The 16,406-nt window shown below is 41.7% G+C and carries 17 protein-coding genes; 1 reads left to right on the plus strand and 16 read right to left on the minus strand.

What is annotated here, in order from left to right; genetic code table 11:
* The 8 genes from CYP84_RS08710 to mltG all read right to left on the minus strand — a co-directional run.
* Positions 1 to 444: hypothetical protein (locus tag CYP84_RS08710; RefSeq protein WP_258033920.1), on the minus strand; the 444-nt coding region annotated here is incomplete at its 3' end.
* Between the two features lie 4 nt (positions 445 to 448).
* Entirely contained in the window at positions 449 to 1,000 is a 552-nt protein-coding gene (locus CYP84_RS08715; RefSeq protein ID WP_103567213.1) for a 2-oxoacid:acceptor oxidoreductase family protein, read from the minus strand.
* Positions 997 to 1,842 carry a 2-oxoglutarate ferredoxin oxidoreductase subunit beta gene (locus CYP84_RS08720; RefSeq protein ID WP_103598803.1) on the minus strand — a complete coding sequence of 282 codons (846 nt, stop codon included), beginning with the start codon at positions 1,840 to 1,842 and terminating at the stop codon, positions 997 to 999. The genes CYP84_RS08715 and CYP84_RS08720 overlap by 4 nt, the downstream gene beginning before the upstream one ends.
* Positions 1,832 to 2,962, minus strand: a complete 1,131-nt coding sequence (locus tag CYP84_RS08725) for a 2-oxoglutarate synthase subunit alpha (RefSeq protein WP_103637285.1) — start codon at positions 2,960 to 2,962, stop codon at positions 1,832 to 1,834. The genes CYP84_RS08720 and CYP84_RS08725 overlap by 11 nt, the downstream gene beginning before the upstream one ends.
* Positions 2,959 to 3,270: a 4Fe-4S dicluster domain-containing protein gene (locus tag CYP84_RS08730; RefSeq protein WP_009293870.1), complete on the minus strand. Its 312-nt coding sequence runs from the start codon at positions 3,268 to 3,270 to the stop codon at positions 2,959 to 2,961. Before CYP84_RS08730 ends, CYP84_RS08725 begins: the two co-directional genes overlap by 4 nt.
* Before the next feature lie 8 nt (positions 3,271 to 3,278).
* On the minus strand, positions 3,279 to 4,172 hold the full coding sequence (locus CYP84_RS08735; protein ID WP_103637286.1) for a lactate/malate family dehydrogenase: 894 nt from the start codon (positions 4,170 to 4,172) through the stop codon (positions 3,279 to 3,281).
* A gap of 3 nt (positions 4,173 to 4,175) precedes the next feature.
* On the minus strand, positions 4,176 to 6,350 hold the full coding sequence (locus CYP84_RS08740) for an NADP-dependent isocitrate dehydrogenase (RefSeq protein WP_103637287.1): 2,175 nt from the start codon (positions 6,348 to 6,350) through the stop codon (positions 4,176 to 4,178).
* 63 nt (positions 6,351 to 6,413) lie between these two features.
* Positions 6,414 to 7,358, minus strand: coding sequence for an endolytic transglycosylase MltG (mltG, locus tag CYP84_RS08745; RefSeq protein ID WP_103637288.1), 945 nt, complete (start codon positions 7,356 to 7,358; stop codon positions 6,414 to 6,416).
* A 73-nt stretch (positions 7,359 to 7,431) separates the two neighbouring features.
* Here mltG and CYP84_RS08750 point away from each other — a divergent pair, with 73 nt between their 5' ends.
* The gene (locus CYP84_RS08750; protein ID WP_103637315.1) at positions 7,432 to 9,897 is read left to right on the plus strand and encodes an AsmA-like C-terminal domain-containing protein; all 2,466 of its coding nucleotides are present in this window, start codon (positions 7,432 to 7,434) and stop codon (positions 9,895 to 9,897) included.
* Between the two features lie 222 nt (positions 9,898 to 10,119).
* On the opposite strand, the gene hypA is transcribed toward CYP84_RS08750, so the two are convergent.
* The 8 genes from hypA to nikR form a co-directional block, all read right to left on the minus strand.
* On the minus strand, positions 10,120 to 10,461 hold the full coding sequence (gene hypA / locus CYP84_RS08755; protein WP_021085088.1) for a hydrogenase maturation nickel metallochaperone HypA: 342 nt from the start codon (positions 10,459 to 10,461) through the stop codon (positions 10,120 to 10,122).
* Positions 10,461 to 11,453, minus strand: a complete 993-nt coding sequence (gene hypE, locus CYP84_RS08760; RefSeq protein ID WP_103637289.1) for a hydrogenase expression/formation protein HypE — start codon at positions 11,451 to 11,453, stop codon at positions 10,461 to 10,463. The genes hypA and hypE overlap by 1 nt, the downstream gene beginning before the upstream one ends.
* 8 nt (positions 11,454 to 11,461) lie before the next feature.
* Positions 11,462 to 12,550: a hydrogenase formation protein HypD gene (gene hypD / locus CYP84_RS08765; protein WP_103637290.1), complete on the minus strand. Its 1,089-nt coding sequence runs from the start codon at positions 12,548 to 12,550 to the stop codon at positions 11,462 to 11,464.
* Positions 12,550 to 12,789 carry a HypC/HybG/HupF family hydrogenase formation chaperone gene (locus tag CYP84_RS08770; RefSeq protein WP_103558480.1) on the minus strand — a complete coding sequence of 80 codons (240 nt, stop codon included), beginning with the start codon at positions 12,787 to 12,789 and terminating at the stop codon, positions 12,550 to 12,552. The genes hypD and CYP84_RS08770 overlap by 1 nt, the downstream gene beginning before the upstream one ends.
* Positions 12,789 to 13,601 carry a hydrogenase nickel incorporation protein HypB gene (gene hypB / locus CYP84_RS08775; protein ID WP_103637291.1) on the minus strand — a complete coding sequence of 271 codons (813 nt, stop codon included), beginning with the start codon at positions 13,599 to 13,601 and terminating at the stop codon, positions 12,789 to 12,791. The genes CYP84_RS08770 and hypB overlap by 1 nt, the downstream gene beginning before the upstream one ends.
* A 124-nt stretch (positions 13,602 to 13,725) precedes the next feature.
* Positions 13,726 to 14,349: a GDYXXLXY domain-containing protein gene (locus CYP84_RS08780; RefSeq protein ID WP_103637292.1), complete on the minus strand. Its 624-nt coding sequence runs from the start codon at positions 14,347 to 14,349 to the stop codon at positions 13,726 to 13,728.
* Positions 14,346 to 15,611, minus strand: coding sequence for a DUF2157 domain-containing protein (locus CYP84_RS08785; RefSeq protein ID WP_103637293.1), 1,266 nt, complete (start codon positions 15,609 to 15,611; stop codon positions 14,346 to 14,348). The genes CYP84_RS08780 and CYP84_RS08785 overlap by 4 nt, the downstream gene beginning before the upstream one ends.
* Positions 15,612 to 15,969: 358 nt before the next feature.
* Complete coding sequence (nikR, locus tag CYP84_RS08790; protein ID WP_009293882.1) at positions 15,970 to 16,383, minus strand: nickel-responsive transcriptional regulator NikR; 414 nt, start codon at positions 16,381 to 16,383, stop codon at positions 15,970 to 15,972.
* Positions 16,384 to 16,406 lie beyond the last annotated feature (23 nt).

Genomic DNA, 16,406 nt, shown 5'->3' on the forward strand with positions numbered 1-16,406 from the left:
ATAATAGATAGCCCCATAATGTCTAACCAAGACAATGAAGCTTAAATTTATATCAAATATCTCAATATCATCGAGTGATGGATACCAGATATCGCTAAAAAATTTAGAGAGATCATCAAAGCGCAAAATATCAATGCTCTCAAATTTATTAAAATTTATGCAAATTTCATTTGGTGTGGCGATGCCAAGCTCGCTAAAAGCGGCCTTGAGATCAAAATTTGCTTCGTCTGCATTAAAGCCATCAAGCCTGCTAAATTTATCTATCTTGAAAAACTCATCTATGTTTTGTAGGCTAAATTTATAAAGCAAATTCTCTCTTATCTCTAAGCACTCAGCCGCCGACAAGCTCCTAATGATAGGCATATCAAAGCCATGTTCTTTGCGGAAATTTTCTAGTTTTATCTGATCCATATTGTGGGTTTTGGCTAAACTAAATTTAGCCAAATTTCTATTTTAAAAGCTCTTTTGCGTATTTAAGACCCAGCTCGTAAGCTTTAGCATTTGCCTCTTTAACCTTAGCTGGCACGCTTGCTAACATCTCTTCACGCACTAAATTTTCATCCATGCACCCACTCATCGCCACAGCCACACCAAGAGCCACGACGCTTTGGGTGATGACATTTCCGACCTCGTCTTTTGCGATAGAGATGATAGGAATTTCATAAATTTTCCAGCGCTTTTTGTCCTCGTCACTTACTTTTACCAAATTTGGCTCGACAACGATCGCGCCGCCCTCTTTCACGCCACTTTTAAAGGCATCGTAGCTTATCTGCGCAGTTGCTAGCATAAAGTCTATCTCGCCCTCGTTTGCATAAGGATATAAAATTTCTTTCTCATCAAGTATGATATCGACCTTCGTTGGGCCACCGCGCACCTGAGATGTGTAGGTAGATGCCTTCACGCCGTATCCGCCCGCCTTTATCTTAGCAGCTGAGAGGATCTCGCCTGCTAGTATGACGCCCTGTCCGCCAACGCCGACAAATCTTAGCTGTGACTTCATGCTAGCTCCTTAAAATCTATCGCTTCGCCGCTCATAGCAGCCTTTCTTACCATGTCGTAAGCCTTGGTATATTCGATCTTCTCTTCGTCTTTGTGCAAAACGCCAAGTGGGAAAATGCCATTTTTCTCCTCGTCGCTTAGCATGTCAAATTTGACCTTGCTCGTCGTGCGGCCCTTTATCCACTCTAAATTTTTCACCGCCTCACCCATTTTGTTCTTGCGGCCTAAATTTATATGGCAGTTTGAAAATACATCAAAAAAGCTGTATCCATCGTGGCTAAAGCCCTCTACAAAGAGCTTTGTGAGCTTCTCAGGCTCGATGACGCTACCACGCGCGACAAAGCTAGCACCTGCTGCGGTTGCGAGCTTACAGGCGTCAAAGCTAGGATCGATGTTGCCGTATTGCGCTGTGACCGTCCACATGCCCTTTGGCGTCGTTGGGCTAGTTTGCGAGTTTGTAAGTGCGTATATGAAGTTGTTTATTAGGATGTGATTTAGCCCGATATTTCGGCGGCATCCATGTATCGTGTGGTTGCCTCCGATCGCCAGTCCGTCGCCATCGCCAGTTACTACGATGACATGCTTGTCTGGGTTTGCCATCTTTACGCCAGTGGCGTAGGCTATGGCTCTGCCGTGCGTCGTGTGAATGGTGTTGCAGTCTAGATATCCGCTAAAGCGGCCAGAGCAGCCTATGCCTGAGACCACGCAAACGTCGTTCATATCCCAGCCCATCGTGTCGATAGCGCGGATGAGCGCCTTTAGTATGACGCCGTCGCCACAGCCCCAGCACCAAAGAGTAGGCATTTTATCTGTTCGTAAATATTTATCATAATTAAAAGCCATAAATTTCTCCTATCTTCGCCTCGATCTCGCTTGGGCTTATCGGTCTGCCGTTTGCTTTTAGCAGTTTTGCAAAGTCATCTCTTAAGATGATCTTTGAAATTTCGCCACTATATTGACCTAAATTTAGCTCGCAGACCAAAATTTTCTTAAATTTATCTGATATCTCTTTTAGTTTTTTAGCTGGAGCTGGAAAGAGTGTGAGTGGCTTAAATAGCCCTACTTTTAGCCCTTTTTCACGTAAATTTAATATCGCTTGCTTAGCCGAAAGCGCCACGCTACCAAAGGCGATGATGCAAATTTCAGCGTCATCAAGCATAAACTCTTCAAATTTCTCGCACTCATCAGTGTGTAAATTTATCTTGTTAAACAGCCTATTCATTGAGTATTCAACGATCTTGCCATCTTCTGTTGGAAAGCCAGTAGCGCCGTGATGAAGCCCAGTTATGTGGTAGTGATAGCCTTTAAAGAAAGGATTTAGCGTGGCTGGCGCGTCTGGTGCTGCCTCGTAGGGTTTATACTCTTTTGGCTCGCCACAAAATTCTCTTCTTTTATAAATTTCTAGCTCGCTGATTTCTGGCAGACGCACCCTTGCTTGCATGTGGCCTATCGTCTCATCAAGTAGCAGCATAACTGGCGTCATAAACCTAGCTGCGAGGTTAAACGCTCGCACAGTCTGCGTATAGCACTCCTCTAGGCTACCAGGCGCTAGCACTATCATATTTACATCGCCGTGAGTTGGGTTTTTAGCCTGCAAGATATCGCCTTGTGCGACGCGGGTAGGCAGGCCAGTTGAAGGGCCACCGCGCATGACATTTACGATGACAAGCGGTATCTCAGCGATAAAGCCAAGACCTATTTGCTCAGCCTTTAGTGAAATTCCAGGACCAGAGCTAGCAGTCATCGCTTTAGCACCGCTCGCACTTGCGCCAAGAGCTACTGAAATTCCAGCTATCTCATCTTCCATTTGTATAAATGTACCGCCGTTTTTTGGCAAAAGCACGCTTAGCTCGTGGGCGATCTCGCTGCTTGGAGTGATAGGATATCCGCCAAAGAAGTTACAGCCACACTCGACCGCAGCCCTTGCTACTAGGGCATTTCCAGTTGATACTACCTCTCTCATGCGCTCTCTCCAAGTTTTGCAAATTTATTTGCCTTTACGGCTGCAGCTCGCTCTTTGCTTTCAGGCGTTAGCTTTGCAAATTTAAAGCCTTTATCAGCAACATAAATGGCAAAATCAGGGCAGTGAAGCTCGCAGTCACGGCATCCTATGCATGAGTCGGCATAGACCACCTCTATCATCTTGCCAAGCACCGCCTTTGGCTCAAGCCTCATACCTAGCACGCCTGCTGGGCAGTAGCTCACGCAGACATCACAGGCCTTACACCTGCTCTCATCGACCCAAACTGGGACATTTTCTTTTACGATCATATATCTTCCTACTCTAAGTTTTCTTTTAAAAATTTGATATTTTTTCTAATCTCAGCTTCACTTTTGTTTAGTTGCTCTTGCTCGTCTTCGTCTAAATTTAGCTCTAAAATTTCTTTTAAGCCATCACGTCCGAGCCTTACTAGCCTGCCGCAACTTAGCTCATCGTCTATTAGCACGCTAGCGCTTATTATCTCATCGCTCTTGCCAACGATCATCTCGCACATCTTCACAGCCGCAGCCGCTGGCGCGTAGTAAGCTGAAGTGCCAAGCAGTTTAACGATCTTTGCGCCGCCAGTGCTTGTCTCTTTTTTGAGCGCTTTTAGCTCATTTTCATTTAAATTTTCGCTGATATTGCTAGCTGATACGATCATCTCGTCATTGTGAGCGCCGACGATCTTTGCTCTTAGCTTGCTGGCATCTTTATCTTTTAAAAGCGCTAGCTCATATCTGCACCTTGCGCTATCTAGCTCGCCAGCCATGCCGACTACCTTGTTTTTGCTAAAACCGCTAAATTTATGTGCCGTCCAGACCATCACGTCAAGCGGATTTGTAACGACTATTATCACTGCGTTTTTGGCAAATTCAGCTATCTTTTGCGCTGTTTGCTTTACGACAACGGCGTTTTTAAGTAGCAGATCTTCTCTAGTTTGACCCTCTTTTCTTGGGCTTCCAGCTGTGACTATGACAATGTCACTACCTTCAATTAGCACAAAATCATCGCCACCACAAACGCTAGTTTTAGCGTTAAAGACGCAGCTTGACTGCGCTAGATCGATCGCTTTTGCGCGCGCCACGTCACCAAATATATCTACAAGCGCGATCTCATCGCAAAGCTCTCTCATACAAAGCGCATAAGCTATGCTAGCACCGACGTTTCCAGCTCCAACTACACTTATTTTCATCTCTTATCCTATTATTTGATTTAAAATTTCACTTGGTCTCATGACCTCATTAGCTCTTGCTTCATCTAGCAGGTAGTATCCGCCAAATTCCACGCTTGCACCATCTTTTTCTCTGATCTGCTTTAGAATTTCGCTCTCGTTTTTCTCTAGCTCGTCTGCTAAATTTTCAAAGATTTTGCTTAAAACCCCACCACTTTTTGCCATCTCTCTCGCCCAAAATAGCGCTAGATAGAAGTGTGACTCTCTAGTATCAAGAGTGGCGTTTGGCGTTTTGTTTTCGTCCAAATAGCTAGCAACAGCCCTATTTAGCGCATCGCTTAGCTCTTTTGCCTCTTTTTTTTGCCTAAAAAATGCTAGATGTTCAAGCGAAGCACTAAGCGCCAAAAACTCGCCCAGACTGTCCCAAAGCAGGTGATTTCTCTCTTTTAGCTCTTTTACAAGCGTCGGAGCCGTCCCACCAGCACCAGTCTCAAACATCGCTCCACCAGCAAGCAATGGCACAACTGAGAGCATTTTTGAGCTGCCGCCTAGCTCAAATATCGGAAAAAGATCGGTTAGATAGTCTCTTAAAACGTTGCCAGTTACGCCTATGACGTCTTTGCCAGCTCTTATCGCTTCAAGCGATTTTTTAGTTGCTTGCTCGTAGTTTAAAATTTCAAATTTCACGCCAGCATTAGTAAATTTATCTCTAAATTTGTCAAATTTAGCTATCAAATTTCTATCATGATCGCGGCTGCTATCTAGCCAAAATATAAGCTCATCTTTTGAAATTTCGCCTCTTTTTAAGGCAAGCTCAAACCACGCATTTATCGCATCTTCTTTAGCCTGCGTCATCCGAAAGATATCGCCACTTTTAACGCTAAATTTAAAGACGCTCTCGCCAGCTTCGTTACAAACAACAAATTCTCCGTCCTCTTTTGCGATGAAAGTCTTATCGTGGCTGCCATACTCCTCGGCCTTTTTAGCCATAAGCCCCACGTTTGCCACGCTGCCGATCTTGCTCACATCAAGCGCGCCATGCTCTTTAAAGTCCGCCACGCAGGCCTCATAAACTCTAGCGTAGGTCCTATCTGGGATCATACAAAGCGAGAAATTTAGCTCGCCGTTTTTGTCTTTTACCTTGCCAGAGTTTCTAATGAGCGCAGGCACGGAAGCGTCGATGATGACGTCATTTGGCACGTAAAAGTTGCTAGCATTTTCATTTAATGCCCAAATTTTTGCCTTTTTGCTCAAAATTTCATCAAATTTAGCCAAAATTTCATCTTTATTTTTAAGAGTTGAAATTTTAGAAAACATATCTTTTAAGCCGTTTTTTGCCTCAACTCCGTGAGCCTTAAATTCATCGCCAAATAGCTCAAAAACCTCTTTAAAATAGCTCTTTATTGCATGCGCGAAAATGACTGGGTCGCTAACCTTCATCATCGTGCATTTTAGATGCAAGCTCAAGGTCAAATTCTCTTTTTTTGCCTCATCAAAGCAGCTTTCATAAAATTTATCTAGCTCATCTACGCTTAAATATGTAGCATCAACTATCTCGCCACTTTGGACGGCAAGCTCTTTTAAAAGCTCTTTTTTGCCATCTAAACTTATAAAATTTATATAAAATTTCTCATCTTTGCTAGCGATTATTGAGCGCTCATTTTCGTAAAAATCGCCCTTTTGCATGTAGCAAATTTTAGTTTTATTTGTCTTATCCCAGTCTCCGTTGCTATGTGGATGCTTTTTGGCAAATTCTTTAACCGGTGGCAAAACTCTTCTGTCTGAATTGCCTTGTCTTAGCACTGGATTTACCGCACTTCCAAGCACTTTTGCATATTTTTTAGCGACCTCTTCATCGTAGTCTGTGATGATCTCGTCTGGATAAAATGGCACATTTATGCCCTTGCTTCTAAGCTCCTCTATCGCTGCTTTTAGCTGAACGAGTGTGGCTGAGATGTTTGGCAGTTTTATGATATTTGCCTCTTTATGCGCGGTTAGCTCACCCAAAAGCTCTAGCTCATCGGCCTTGTTTAGCCCAAGCTCTTTACTAAAAAGAGATAAAATTCGCCCTGCTAGGCTTATGTCAGCCCTGGTTATGCTAATGCCAGCGCGTGATAAAAAGCTCTTAACGATAGGAAAGAGAGAGTAGCTTGCAAATAGCGGTGCTTCGTCAGTTTTAGTCCAGATAATGTCACTCATTTTAGCCCTTTTGATTTTTTGAAATTTATCACGTTTTTTATTAAAGATAGTTGTATTTTAGCCCTATTTTGCGATATTTTGATTGTGCTCGCTTAAGGTTTTTGAAAAAATGTGTTTTTTCGCCTTTTTATCAAGCACAAAGTATAGATAATCGCTCTTTGCAGGGTTTATCGCTGCTTTTATCGCACTTATAGAGACGCAGCAAACTGGACTTGGCGGTATGCCGTCGTTTAGATAGGTATTAAACTCGCTCATGTCGCTTCTTATGCGCTCAGCCGTGATCACATCGTGCGAGTAGATGCCATAATTTAGCGTGCCATCCATCTGCAGCCTCATGCCCTTATCTAGGCGGTTGTAGATGACTGAAGCGACAAGAGGCATCTCAGCGTCGTTAGCGGCCTCTTTTTGGATGATGGAGGCGATGGTTAGAATTTTAAACCATTTTTTCTCGTTGTACTCGCCAAAAATTTTCCTGCTGATCTCGCTTTGCGCCTTTTTAGATGAATTTACAAGGTAATAGGCTAGATGTCTTTCACTGATGCCTATTGGAATTTTATAGGTATTTGGCATTAAAAAGCCATCGCTCACTGGCACAAGGGCGTTATACTCGCTATTTAGTTTAGCTCCGTCAAGTCCTAGCTGAGCAGCGATCTGGTTTAAAAAAACGATCGTAGTCTCGCCAGGTATTAGCGTGATCTCGGTCATCGCAGCCTTTGCTTTGGCAAGTTTTTTTAAAAAATCAACCCTTGAAATTTTATCTTTACCTATCTCGATCCAGCCTGACTGAGGCAAGCCGATGAAGCGCATGGCGTACTTGTCGATCGCACTTAGGTTAAAGTTGCGATTAGCTAAATAAGATATAATTTCGCCCACACTTCCCTTTGGCACAAAGACGACCTTGCTCGTGTTTATGGGGCGTGCCAAATAAACAAATACGCTTAGGACAACGATGAGTACGATATCAAAGAAAATATCCAGATATGGCTTTTTTATAAAATTTTTCATCATTTTGATTCTTTCGCTTCTTTTGCTTTTAAAATACGGCATAAAAATTAACGATTTCGAGTTTTACGGCGTAAAATTGGAGCAATTATATATAAAGTTAGATAAAAAAATAATTGTAAGAGCAAAGCAGATCAAGCTGCCTAAATTTAAACAAAACGCAGAGCAAAAAGCCAGCGACAAGCAGCTTTTAAACCTTAGCCAGGGTGTGGATTATCTTGACACATTTTTTCAAGAAATTTCGCTTGAGAGCGTGCAAATCGGCGATGATTTTAAGATCAAAATTTTATTTTTAGATGATATATTTTTCGTTGATAGCCCTTATCTAAACATCGATATCAAATTTCAAAAAGAGCAGCAAAACGGCGTCGATCGCTTCATAGTAAGAAATTTAAGCCTTAAAGATTTTAACGTAAGCATCAGTGGCGAAGGCAGCGCAAATTTTGACAAAGATGACTATAAATTTGATGGAAATTTCACCTCGCACGAGCTAAATGGCAAGCTTAGCTTTGCCTTAAAAGATACACTTTTAACTTACAAAGCCTATGACGTAAATGCTGGCAGTATCAAGGACTTCATCGCTGAGCTTGATAGTCGCATACACCTAAACAGCGAGGTTAAAAACTGGATATATGGCTATGTCGTGGCTGATGACTACCACCTAAACGAGATAAACGGCAAGGCTGATCTAGCCAAAAATGACCTTTATCTAAACGACCTAAATGCGACTGCAAATGCCAAAAATTTACTTGTTAAATTTGATAAAGGCTTACCAGCCGTAAATGTCGCTGAGGCAAATATCACGCTTAATAACTCAAAGCTTAAATTTGACCTTACAGCTCCAGTTTATAAAGGCAAAAAGCTTGATGGCTCAAATGTTGCTATAAACAACATCTTTGATGAAAAGAGCGCAAATTTAGAGCTTTTTATAAAGACAAATTCCATTTACGATGAGGCGATAAATGAGATACTAAGAGCTTATAAGATCAACGTGCCAGTTAGGCAGCTAAGCGGCAAAATGGACGCTAGCCTAAAAATTTTGATAAAACTAGACGAGAAAAGCTTAGAAAATTTTGATGAAAAAAGCGTCATCGCAAATGGCGATTTTAAGATAAGTGACGCGGTTTTAGATATCGCTGGGAGTAAATTTAACGCTAAAAGTGCCCTTGTAAAGCTTGTAAATACTTCTGCGCTAAACATCGATGCAAGCGGCTTTGGGCTTGATTTTTTCAGAGCAAATGCAAAAGCAGATATAAATTTACAAAAAAGCACCGGCGAGATAAAAGGCGTTATAGAAAGCTTTGACCTAAAAGAGAAAAATGATGAAATTTTAGCCTTTAAAAATGAGCCATTTAGCGCGCTTCTTGACTTTAGTAAGCCAAGCGAGACCACACTTAGCATTGAGCCTTTTGGGATAAATTTAAGCTTTGGTAATGAGAGCTTGATAGCCACCAAAAACAGTAACTTTATCATGCAAAACTCCCCAGTTTTAAAGCAAAATGGCGTGCTTGGTTTTGATGATGTGAGCATAAAAAGCAAGGACTTTGTTAATCTTGAAATTTTGGCAAAAGGTCTTAAATTTGACATGCCGTTTTTGGATAAAAATGGCTCAAAATATGATAGTGACGACTTTTTGATCACGGTCTCAAAAGCTGGCGTAAAGGTGCAAAGTGCGAGCAAAAAACTCTCTTTAAACATCGCCGAAAAAGGCATAGAAGCTAAGAGCAACGATCTAAATTTACTTGTCCTTGATGACAACAGCACAAAAGAGCAAAGCACGCCGCTTGAACTTTTTGCAAAAAATGGCGACATCATCTTAAAGGACTTAAACAAAACCTTGCCATTTACTAGCTTTAGCGCCGAGAAAAAAGGCAAAAGCACCTCGCTAAATGGACTAGCAAAGCAAGGCAGAGTTGGATATTTTAGCGATGAGAAAAGCATAAATTTGGACGCAACTGATATAAGCGGCGAGTTTATAAATGGTCTTTTAGGTACCAAGAGCTTTGAGGGCGGTAAATTTCGCCTAAAAATGCTTGGAGAAAACTCTAAAAATTTCAAGGCTGAGGTGAGATTTTTTGGCACGTATCTAAAAGACTACATCTTTTATCAAAGGCTCTTAAGCTTTTTAAACTCGGTGCCGTCGCTTCTTAGCTTTAAAACACCTGACTTTAACGACAAGGGTTTTACTGTTAAAAACGGCAAAATTTTACTTACTAGAAAGGGCGATGTGATCGAGTTTTTAGCGATTGAGATGATAGGCACGAGCGCAGATATCGGCGGACGCGGCACGATCGATCTAAATAGCAAAAAGATAAATATCGATCTTGAGCTAAAGATACTAAAAGACGCAAGCGGCATCATCGACAAGATCCCACTTATCAACCAAATCATCCTTGGCAAAGACCGCTCGCTCTCAACCGTCATCGCCATACGCGGCACGACTGAAAAGCCAGAGTACTCTACGCAGATACTGCAAGACGCCCTGCTCTCGCCGCTAAAGATCATAAGAAACGTTCTGCAGGCTCCGTTTTTGATATTTGAGTAGTTTAAATCTGTAACGCACGAAAATTATAGAAAAAAATTATTGGCTGCTTCTAAAGCCAAGAGTGGCGCTCATTTTTGATTATTTATATTATCCCAGGCTCGTAAAGTGCGTAAAGATATCAAAAGCTAGAGATCAAGGTTTTGGTAGCTATTTTTTACTACTACCACTATTAAAATATTTTAATAAAAAACATAAAATTTTACATATAAAAATATGTAAAATTTACTTCATCTCAAGGCGCATAAGATACATATCCTCGCCGTCAGTCACCTTTAAATTTTGGCTTTTACACTTTGGACAAGTAAAGTCATTTTCGCTAAGCTCCCCGCCAAATCCACAATCCAAACACTCTACAACAATGCCTTGTAAATTTATGACAAGCTCGGCGTTTTCGCAGATCGTGCCAGCCTTATAAACGTCAAATGCACTCTCCAGATAGTGTGGCTCCACTCCGCTTAATCGACCAACTTTTATCTCGATCTTGCTTATCTCTTTTGCGTTTTCTTTGGCAGCATTTTTCTCGCAAAGGCTGACTAAATTTTGAACGATACTAAGCTCGTGCATTAGCAGATCCTTGGTAGTAGCTCACCCTTTGGCGGCTCGAGAAATCTTCTTGATTTATAGGCGTTTTCGATGATGACACGCTCGTTTTTTGCCTCCAAAACCTCGCCTATTATCATCGCGTTTTTATCAAATTCTCTTAAAATTTTAAGTGCATCATCAGCCTGGCTCTCATCAACAGCCATCACAAAAGTGCCCTCATTTGCAAGCTCATAAGGCTCAAATCCAAATAGCTCACAAACGCCCATCACTTCGTCTGCGACCTTGATATTTTCTTCAAAAACTAAGATGTCAAATTTGCTAAATTTAGCCCACTCATTTAGCACCGCACTTAGTCCACCCCTTGTCGCGTCACGCATAGTTTGTGGCTTTATACCAGCGCTAAATAGCCTTAAAGCAACCTCTTTTAGGCTCTTGCAGTCACTTTTTAGATCAAGCCCAAGCTCAAATTCCTCTCTAGCTGCAAGCACCACTCCGCCGTGTCTGCCAACATCTCCAGAGATTAAGATTTTTGCCCCTGCTTTTAAATTTTTAAGCTCCACGCCTTCGCAAACTATCTCGCCGATGCCTGCTGTGTTTATGAAAATTTTATCGCATTTGCCCTTTGGCACGACCTTTGTATCGCCACAAACTACGCTCACACCGCTCTCTTTACAAGTTTTTGCAAGCGAGCCAAGCACACGCTCGAGCTCCTCTATACTAAGCCCCTCTTCGATGATGAGCGAGCAGCTTAGGTATTTTGCGCTTGCTCCAACCATCGCAAGGTCGTTTATAGTGCCGCAAGCCGCGATCTTGCCAATGTCGCCGCCATTAAAAAAAATGGGAGTTACCACAAAGCTATCGGAGCTAAATGCGATCTTGCCGTTTAAATTTAGTATCGCTGAGTCGTTGCTCTGCCTTAAAATTTCATTATCAAAAATTTTAAATATCGTCTCGTTTATAAGCGAGTTCATCTCCTCGCCGCCGCCGCCGTGGCTTAGCATTATCTTTTTCATTAAATTCCTTAACCAACTCTTGCGTATTTAAAATATGCCGCACAAGCGCCCTCGCTTGAAACCATGCACGATCCTATCGGATTTTGCGGATTGCAAACTTTACCAAAGACTTTACACTCTGTTGGCTTTGCTAGCCCTCTTAAAATTTGCCCACAAATGCAAGCTTTGCTCTCGCCAGCGCTCTCTACACTGCAGTCAAACTGCACTCTAGCATCAAGGTAAGCAAACTCATCTTTTAGTTTCATGCCACTTTGTGCTATCTCGCCAAGGCCTCTCCAGACAAAGTCGCACGGCTCAAAGTACTTAGCGATGAGCTCTTTTGCCTTGAGGTTGCCCTCTTCTTTGACAGCCCTTGCGTACTCGTTATAGACTTCATAAGTGCCTGCGTTTTGCTGACGGACTAAATTTAGCACACTTGCCATGATATCAAGCGGCTCAAAACCGCTAATGGCGATGGGCCTTTTAAATTCGCTTGCTAGCTCTTTATAAATTTTGCTACCCGTGATGACGCTCACGTGACTTGGACCCAAAAATGCGTGTATCCTTACGTTCTCATCGCTCATTATAGCCCTAACTGGGGCTGGAACGGTCACGTGATTTATATGAAAGTATAAATTTTTAATGCCCTCTTGCACCACTTTTTCAACCAAATTTGCGCTCATCGGCGTCGTCGTCTCAAAGCCAATGGCAAAAAATATGACCTTTTTGTCTGGATTTTGCTTAGCGATATTTAGCGCATCAAGTGGCGTGTAAAGTGCCCTTATGTCGTGTCCCTCGCCGCGAAGCTTTTGCAAGCTAGTCTTTGAGCCAGGCACTCTTAGCATGTCAGCTAGCGTGCAAAAGATCACATTCTCCATGCTAGCTAGCTTACAGGCCTCGTCTATGCGGCTCTTTGGCATCACGCAGACCGGACAGCCTGGGCCGTGGATGAAATTTATATGCTCTCCAACTAAGCTTGGCAGTGCAAATTTCATAATACTGTGCGTGTGGCCACCGCAAATTTCCATGATATTTAGCGGTTTTACGCTCTCTTTTTGTATCAGTTTTGAAAGGGCTAGGATTAAATTTTTATCGCGAAAGTCATTGATAAGATCCATCAAATTTTCCCCGCGTCCATATCCTCAGCGATCTTTTTATAGACCTCCAAGCTCTCCAGCGCAAACTGCGTATCGATCTTTTGCATGGCATATCCTACGTGGATTAGCACATATTCGCCAACTTTTACCTCTTCAGAGATGAGATCTAGGCTTACCTTTCTAGTAACGCCCAGAGTCTCAACGGTGGCTACGTTATTTTCATCTATTTCTATTACTTTTGAAGGGATCGAAAGACACATTATCTTAGCTCTTTTTTAAATTCCAAATAACTTATCCATTTGTCGATGCCCTCGCCTGTTTTGTTATCTACTACAAAGATATCAACCTTTGGATTTAGCTTTCTAGCGTCGTTTTTTACTCGCTCGATATCAAAGTCAAAGTGCGGTGCAAGCGATGCTTTTGTGATCAAAAGCACGTCAGCAGCCCTAAACATCACTGGATATTTGCTCACCTTATCATCGCCCTCTGGCACTGAAAGAAGCACAGCGTTAAAGTGTGAGCCAACGTCGTAGCTTGCAGGGCAAACTAAATTTCCAACATTTTCTATAAAGACTAGATCAAGCTCGTTTAGTGGCAGATGATGAAGCCCCTCATGCACCATAAAAGCGTCTAAATGGCAGGTCTGACCTGTGCTTATCTGATGAGCTTTTGCGCCAGCTTTTACTATGCGGTCGGCATCTTGATTTGTTTCTAAATCGCCCTCAACAACGCCTATTTTAAATTTGCCAGCCTTTATCGTAGCCTCTAAAAGCGTAGTCTTGCCAGCGCCTGGGCTACTCATCAAATTTACACAAAGTATCTTTTTCTCATCAAGATGCGCTCTATTGTGAGCTGCCTCTTTGTCGTTTTCAGATAGAATTTTCTCTATCACGTCTATGGTTTTGCTCTCGTTTAGCACAGGGTGTGCGTGAGCCTCGTGGCTATGCTCGTGTGCGTCATTAGCGTGATCTGTATGCCCATCATGAGTGTGTGGGTGTGAGTGAGTAGTGCCATCAGCGTGAGTGTGAGTATGGGCGTGATTTCCCATTGAACAACCGCAATCTTTACACATTTTATTATCCTTTTTTATTAATTTTCAGAGATTTTAACGCTTAAATTTAAAAATAAAATTAAAATTTAAGGGCATTTTATGCAAATGAGATAAATTAACCCGTTTTTTAATCGTCCCTTTAAATTTACCTTTGATCTTGCAAGCGAACTGGCTCTTCAAGGCTCTCGTTATCATCTGTGTAGCCATTTTCATCAAAATTTTCATCACTGCTTCTTTTTTTACCATTTGGCGTGATGATGAGATCTTTTAGCCTTGCCCTGCCATCATCCATTACCATCAAAACAGCAACAGCATCCACATCTTGATCCATCATCTCTCGCTCAGTCTGCTTTGCCTTTTTAGTTGGCATGTAAAACTCTTCGATGCCATATTTTACAAATGAATATCCATCAAATTTACCAGCTAAGAAAAGAGCATCTTTTGGCTTAGTAAAGCTAAATTTATCAAAAGCGTAAGTGGCATTCGCATCTTGCTTCAAAATGGCGTAAATTTCATCATTTTTTGAGAAATTTCTATCATATTGATCTATCTCAACGCCAGTTTTTTCATCAAATTTATACTGCTGCAAATTTGAAAAATCATAGCTCAAGCTCACGTAGTTCCCACGAAAGAGATCTCTTGGATCGTAGAGATTTACCCTCACTTTTATCTCTTTTCCAAGATAAAGTGGCATGAGCGCGTATGCGAGCATCGCAATTATTAGTAAAATTTGAAAAATTATGGCTAGTATTAGTGATCTTATCTTCATTTTGTACGTCCTTTTTTAGCAGCAACTGCGAGCACGACGAAGGCAAAGATGATAAATAGCGCCGTAGCCCCCAAATAATCGCCTATTAGCTCAAAGTATCTAACCACAGCAACTAAGAATATCATGCATAGTCCTAGCGTTAGCTCGCCATTTTTGATAAGCACAGCTGCGACGATGATGTTTGCTAGCGAGAAGAAGATATTTGCATATCCCACGCCAAAGCTAAAGACAAATGGCAACGCAAAGAGTATCAAGCCAAGAAGTAAGCCACTTTTGTTTTTTTCTTTGAAAAATAGCGCAATGCTAGCAATGCTAAATACGGCAAAAACCTTGCCAAAACTGCTATAAAAAAATGCTTTTGCAAACCAAAATTTATCTTCTTCTAGCTCGTAGATATCGCCATTTGCATAAGCTATCAGGCAAACGATCAAGATAACGATGCCAAGATACTTGCCAAAGCCTTTTACAAGGTGCGCTAGCCTATCTCTAAAGCCAGCTAACGTGCTAAAGAGCGCGACAAGTAAAAGCGCGTATGAGAGCGATAAAGTAGCAGCCATCGGCGCTCTAAACATAAGATCATCATAGCCATAAAATTCATTAAACCCACTGATCTTAGCGCAAAGCGAAACGATGTAGAAAAATATATCCGCTAAAAGCACAATCGCAAGAAATGCCGAGTCACTTTTATAAAGCGCGTAGGCGCCAAGGGCTATAAAGACGACAAATTCATAAGCAAACTCGCCACCCATGCCCTTTAAAACAAACCAGATCGTCGCAAAAACAAGGCTTTGAGCCACCAGCAAAGCCTTTTTACTAGCAAAAGAGAGCGCCATAGCTCCAACGCTCCAGAGCAAAACTCCACCGCTTGGCTCGTCGCTAATATTATAAATTTGAGCGATAAGCGCTATGGCTGCTCCATAGCAGAAATTTCCCAAAAAGAGCGTAGCCGCGCCAAGCTTATCTTTGCCTTTTTTAAGATAATAAACTCCGCCAAAATTTAAAAGAGCAAGCACGCCAAAGATGATGACAAGGCGCCCCATCCTTGGTATCTCCTCCCAGTAGGCTCCAACTAGGGTAAAAAATGCCAGCGCGAAAAAGAGATAAGCAACCAACTTTAAAATAAAGCTAGTCCTTTCGCTATGAGCGTTTAGATCTATATCATATAAATTTGCTATTTTTAAAGCGGTAGCCTTATCGACCACATCCTCTTTTTGCCAGCGATCTAGCTCTTTGGCTAGAAAATTTCTATTGTAAAAATTCATCTTTCATTCTCTTTAAATGACATTTTTTGTGGCTAATGATAGCATACAAGCGACAAAAATGCCAGAACAAAAATAAAGCAAAAAAAGGAGAAATTTAAAAAGCCAAAAACTTGGGCGGGCTTTTGCAAATTTAGCTTTAGCCAAAGCCCAAGTAAAAAACAAACGGTCATCAAACTTTCGCCACAAAAAAGATATCAGGCAAGCAAAAAATCGCAAAACCCGTTATCAATTTGCAAAAATGGATCACAAAAACTGCTAAAAACTACCAAAAAGACAAAATAAGACAAGCCCTGCAGCCAAGTAAGCGCTGCTAGCTATTTACAAAAAACCTAAATTAAGAGCCAAAAAAGCTTTTAGCTTAAAATTTAGGCACAGCGGCCTTTGTAAGTTTAGAAAACTTAACACCCTTTAAGCCAGCAATCCTATCAGCAAAGCGCTCTATCTTGCTAGCTTCACCTCTTATCGAGATCGTTTCTAAGCAGTTGTGGTGATCGACATGAACGTGATTTGTGCAGATGATCTTCACATCAGAGTCATGCTCGATATCCATTTTTTTATTCACCAAATCGTTGTGATGATGCACATAAATGAGCGTCAAAACCCCAATCAACTCCTCGTTAGCATCCTTCCAGCTATCGCTTACGATCTTTTCACGGATCAAATCCCTTGTAAATTCACTCCTAGAAGCGTAGCCTTGTTCGCTAACTTTTCTATCTAGTTCGTCTAGTAATTGACTAGGCAAAGAGACACTAAAACGTATAACACTATCCATTTTTTGCTCCTTTCTCGTTTGAT

Origin of the sequence: Campylobacter concisus, assembly GCF_002912425.1 — a bacterium.
GTDB classification, from domain to species: Bacteria; Campylobacterota; Campylobacteria; order Campylobacterales; family Campylobacteraceae; genus Campylobacter_A; species Campylobacter_A concisus_AH.

Coding starts and splice junctions, on each gene's coding strand:
- CYP84_RS08735 (WP_103637286.1), bottom strand. CDS start 4,172: ATGAAAATAAGTGTAGTTGGAGCTGGAAACGTCGGTGCTAGCATAGCT.
- CYP84_RS08730 (WP_009293870.1), bottom strand. CDS start 3,270: ATGATCGTAAAAGAAAATGTCCCAGTTTGGGTCGATGAGAGCAGGTGT.
- hypB (WP_103637291.1), bottom strand. CDS start 13,601: ATGTGTAAAGATTGCGGTTGTTCAATGGGAAATCACGCCCATACTCAC.
- hypE (WP_103637289.1), bottom strand. CDS start 11,453: ATGAAAAAGATAATGCTAAGCCACGGCGGCGGCGGCGAGGAGATGAAC.
- CYP84_RS08780 (WP_103637292.1), bottom strand. CDS start 14,349: ATGAAGATAAGATCACTAATACTAGCCATAATTTTTCAAATTTTACTA.
- CYP84_RS08715 (WP_103567213.1), bottom strand. CDS start 1,000: ATGAAGTCACAGCTAAGATTTGTCGGCGTTGGCGGACAGGGCGTCATA.
- CYP84_RS08770 (WP_103558480.1), bottom strand. CDS start 12,789: ATGTGTCTTTCGATCCCTTCAAAAGTAATAGAAATAGATGAAAATAAC.
- hypD (WP_103637290.1), bottom strand. CDS start 12,550: ATGGATCTTATCAATGACTTTCGCGATAAAAATTTAATCCTAGCCCTT.
- CYP84_RS08785 (WP_103637293.1), bottom strand. CDS start 15,611: ATGAATTTTTACAATAGAAATTTTCTAGCCAAAGAGCTAGATCGCTGG.
- hypA (WP_021085088.1), bottom strand. CDS start 10,461: ATGCACGAGCTTAGTATCGTTCAAAATTTAGTCAGCCTTTGCGAGAAA.
- CYP84_RS08740 (WP_103637287.1), bottom strand. CDS start 6,350: ATGAGTGACATTATCTGGACTAAAACTGACGAAGCACCGCTATTTGCA.
- CYP84_RS08725 (WP_103637285.1), bottom strand. CDS start 2,962: ATGAGAGAGGTAGTATCAACTGGAAATGCCCTAGTAGCAAGGGCTGCG.
- nikR (WP_009293882.1), bottom strand. CDS start 16,383: ATGGATAGTGTTATACGTTTTAGTGTCTCTTTGCCTAGTCAATTACTA.
- CYP84_RS08720 (WP_103598803.1), bottom strand. CDS start 1,842: ATGGCTTTTAATTATGATAAATATTTACGAACAGATAAAATGCCTACT.
- mltG (WP_103637288.1), bottom strand. CDS start 7,358: ATGATGAAAAATTTTATAAAAAAGCCATATCTGGATATTTTCTTTGAT.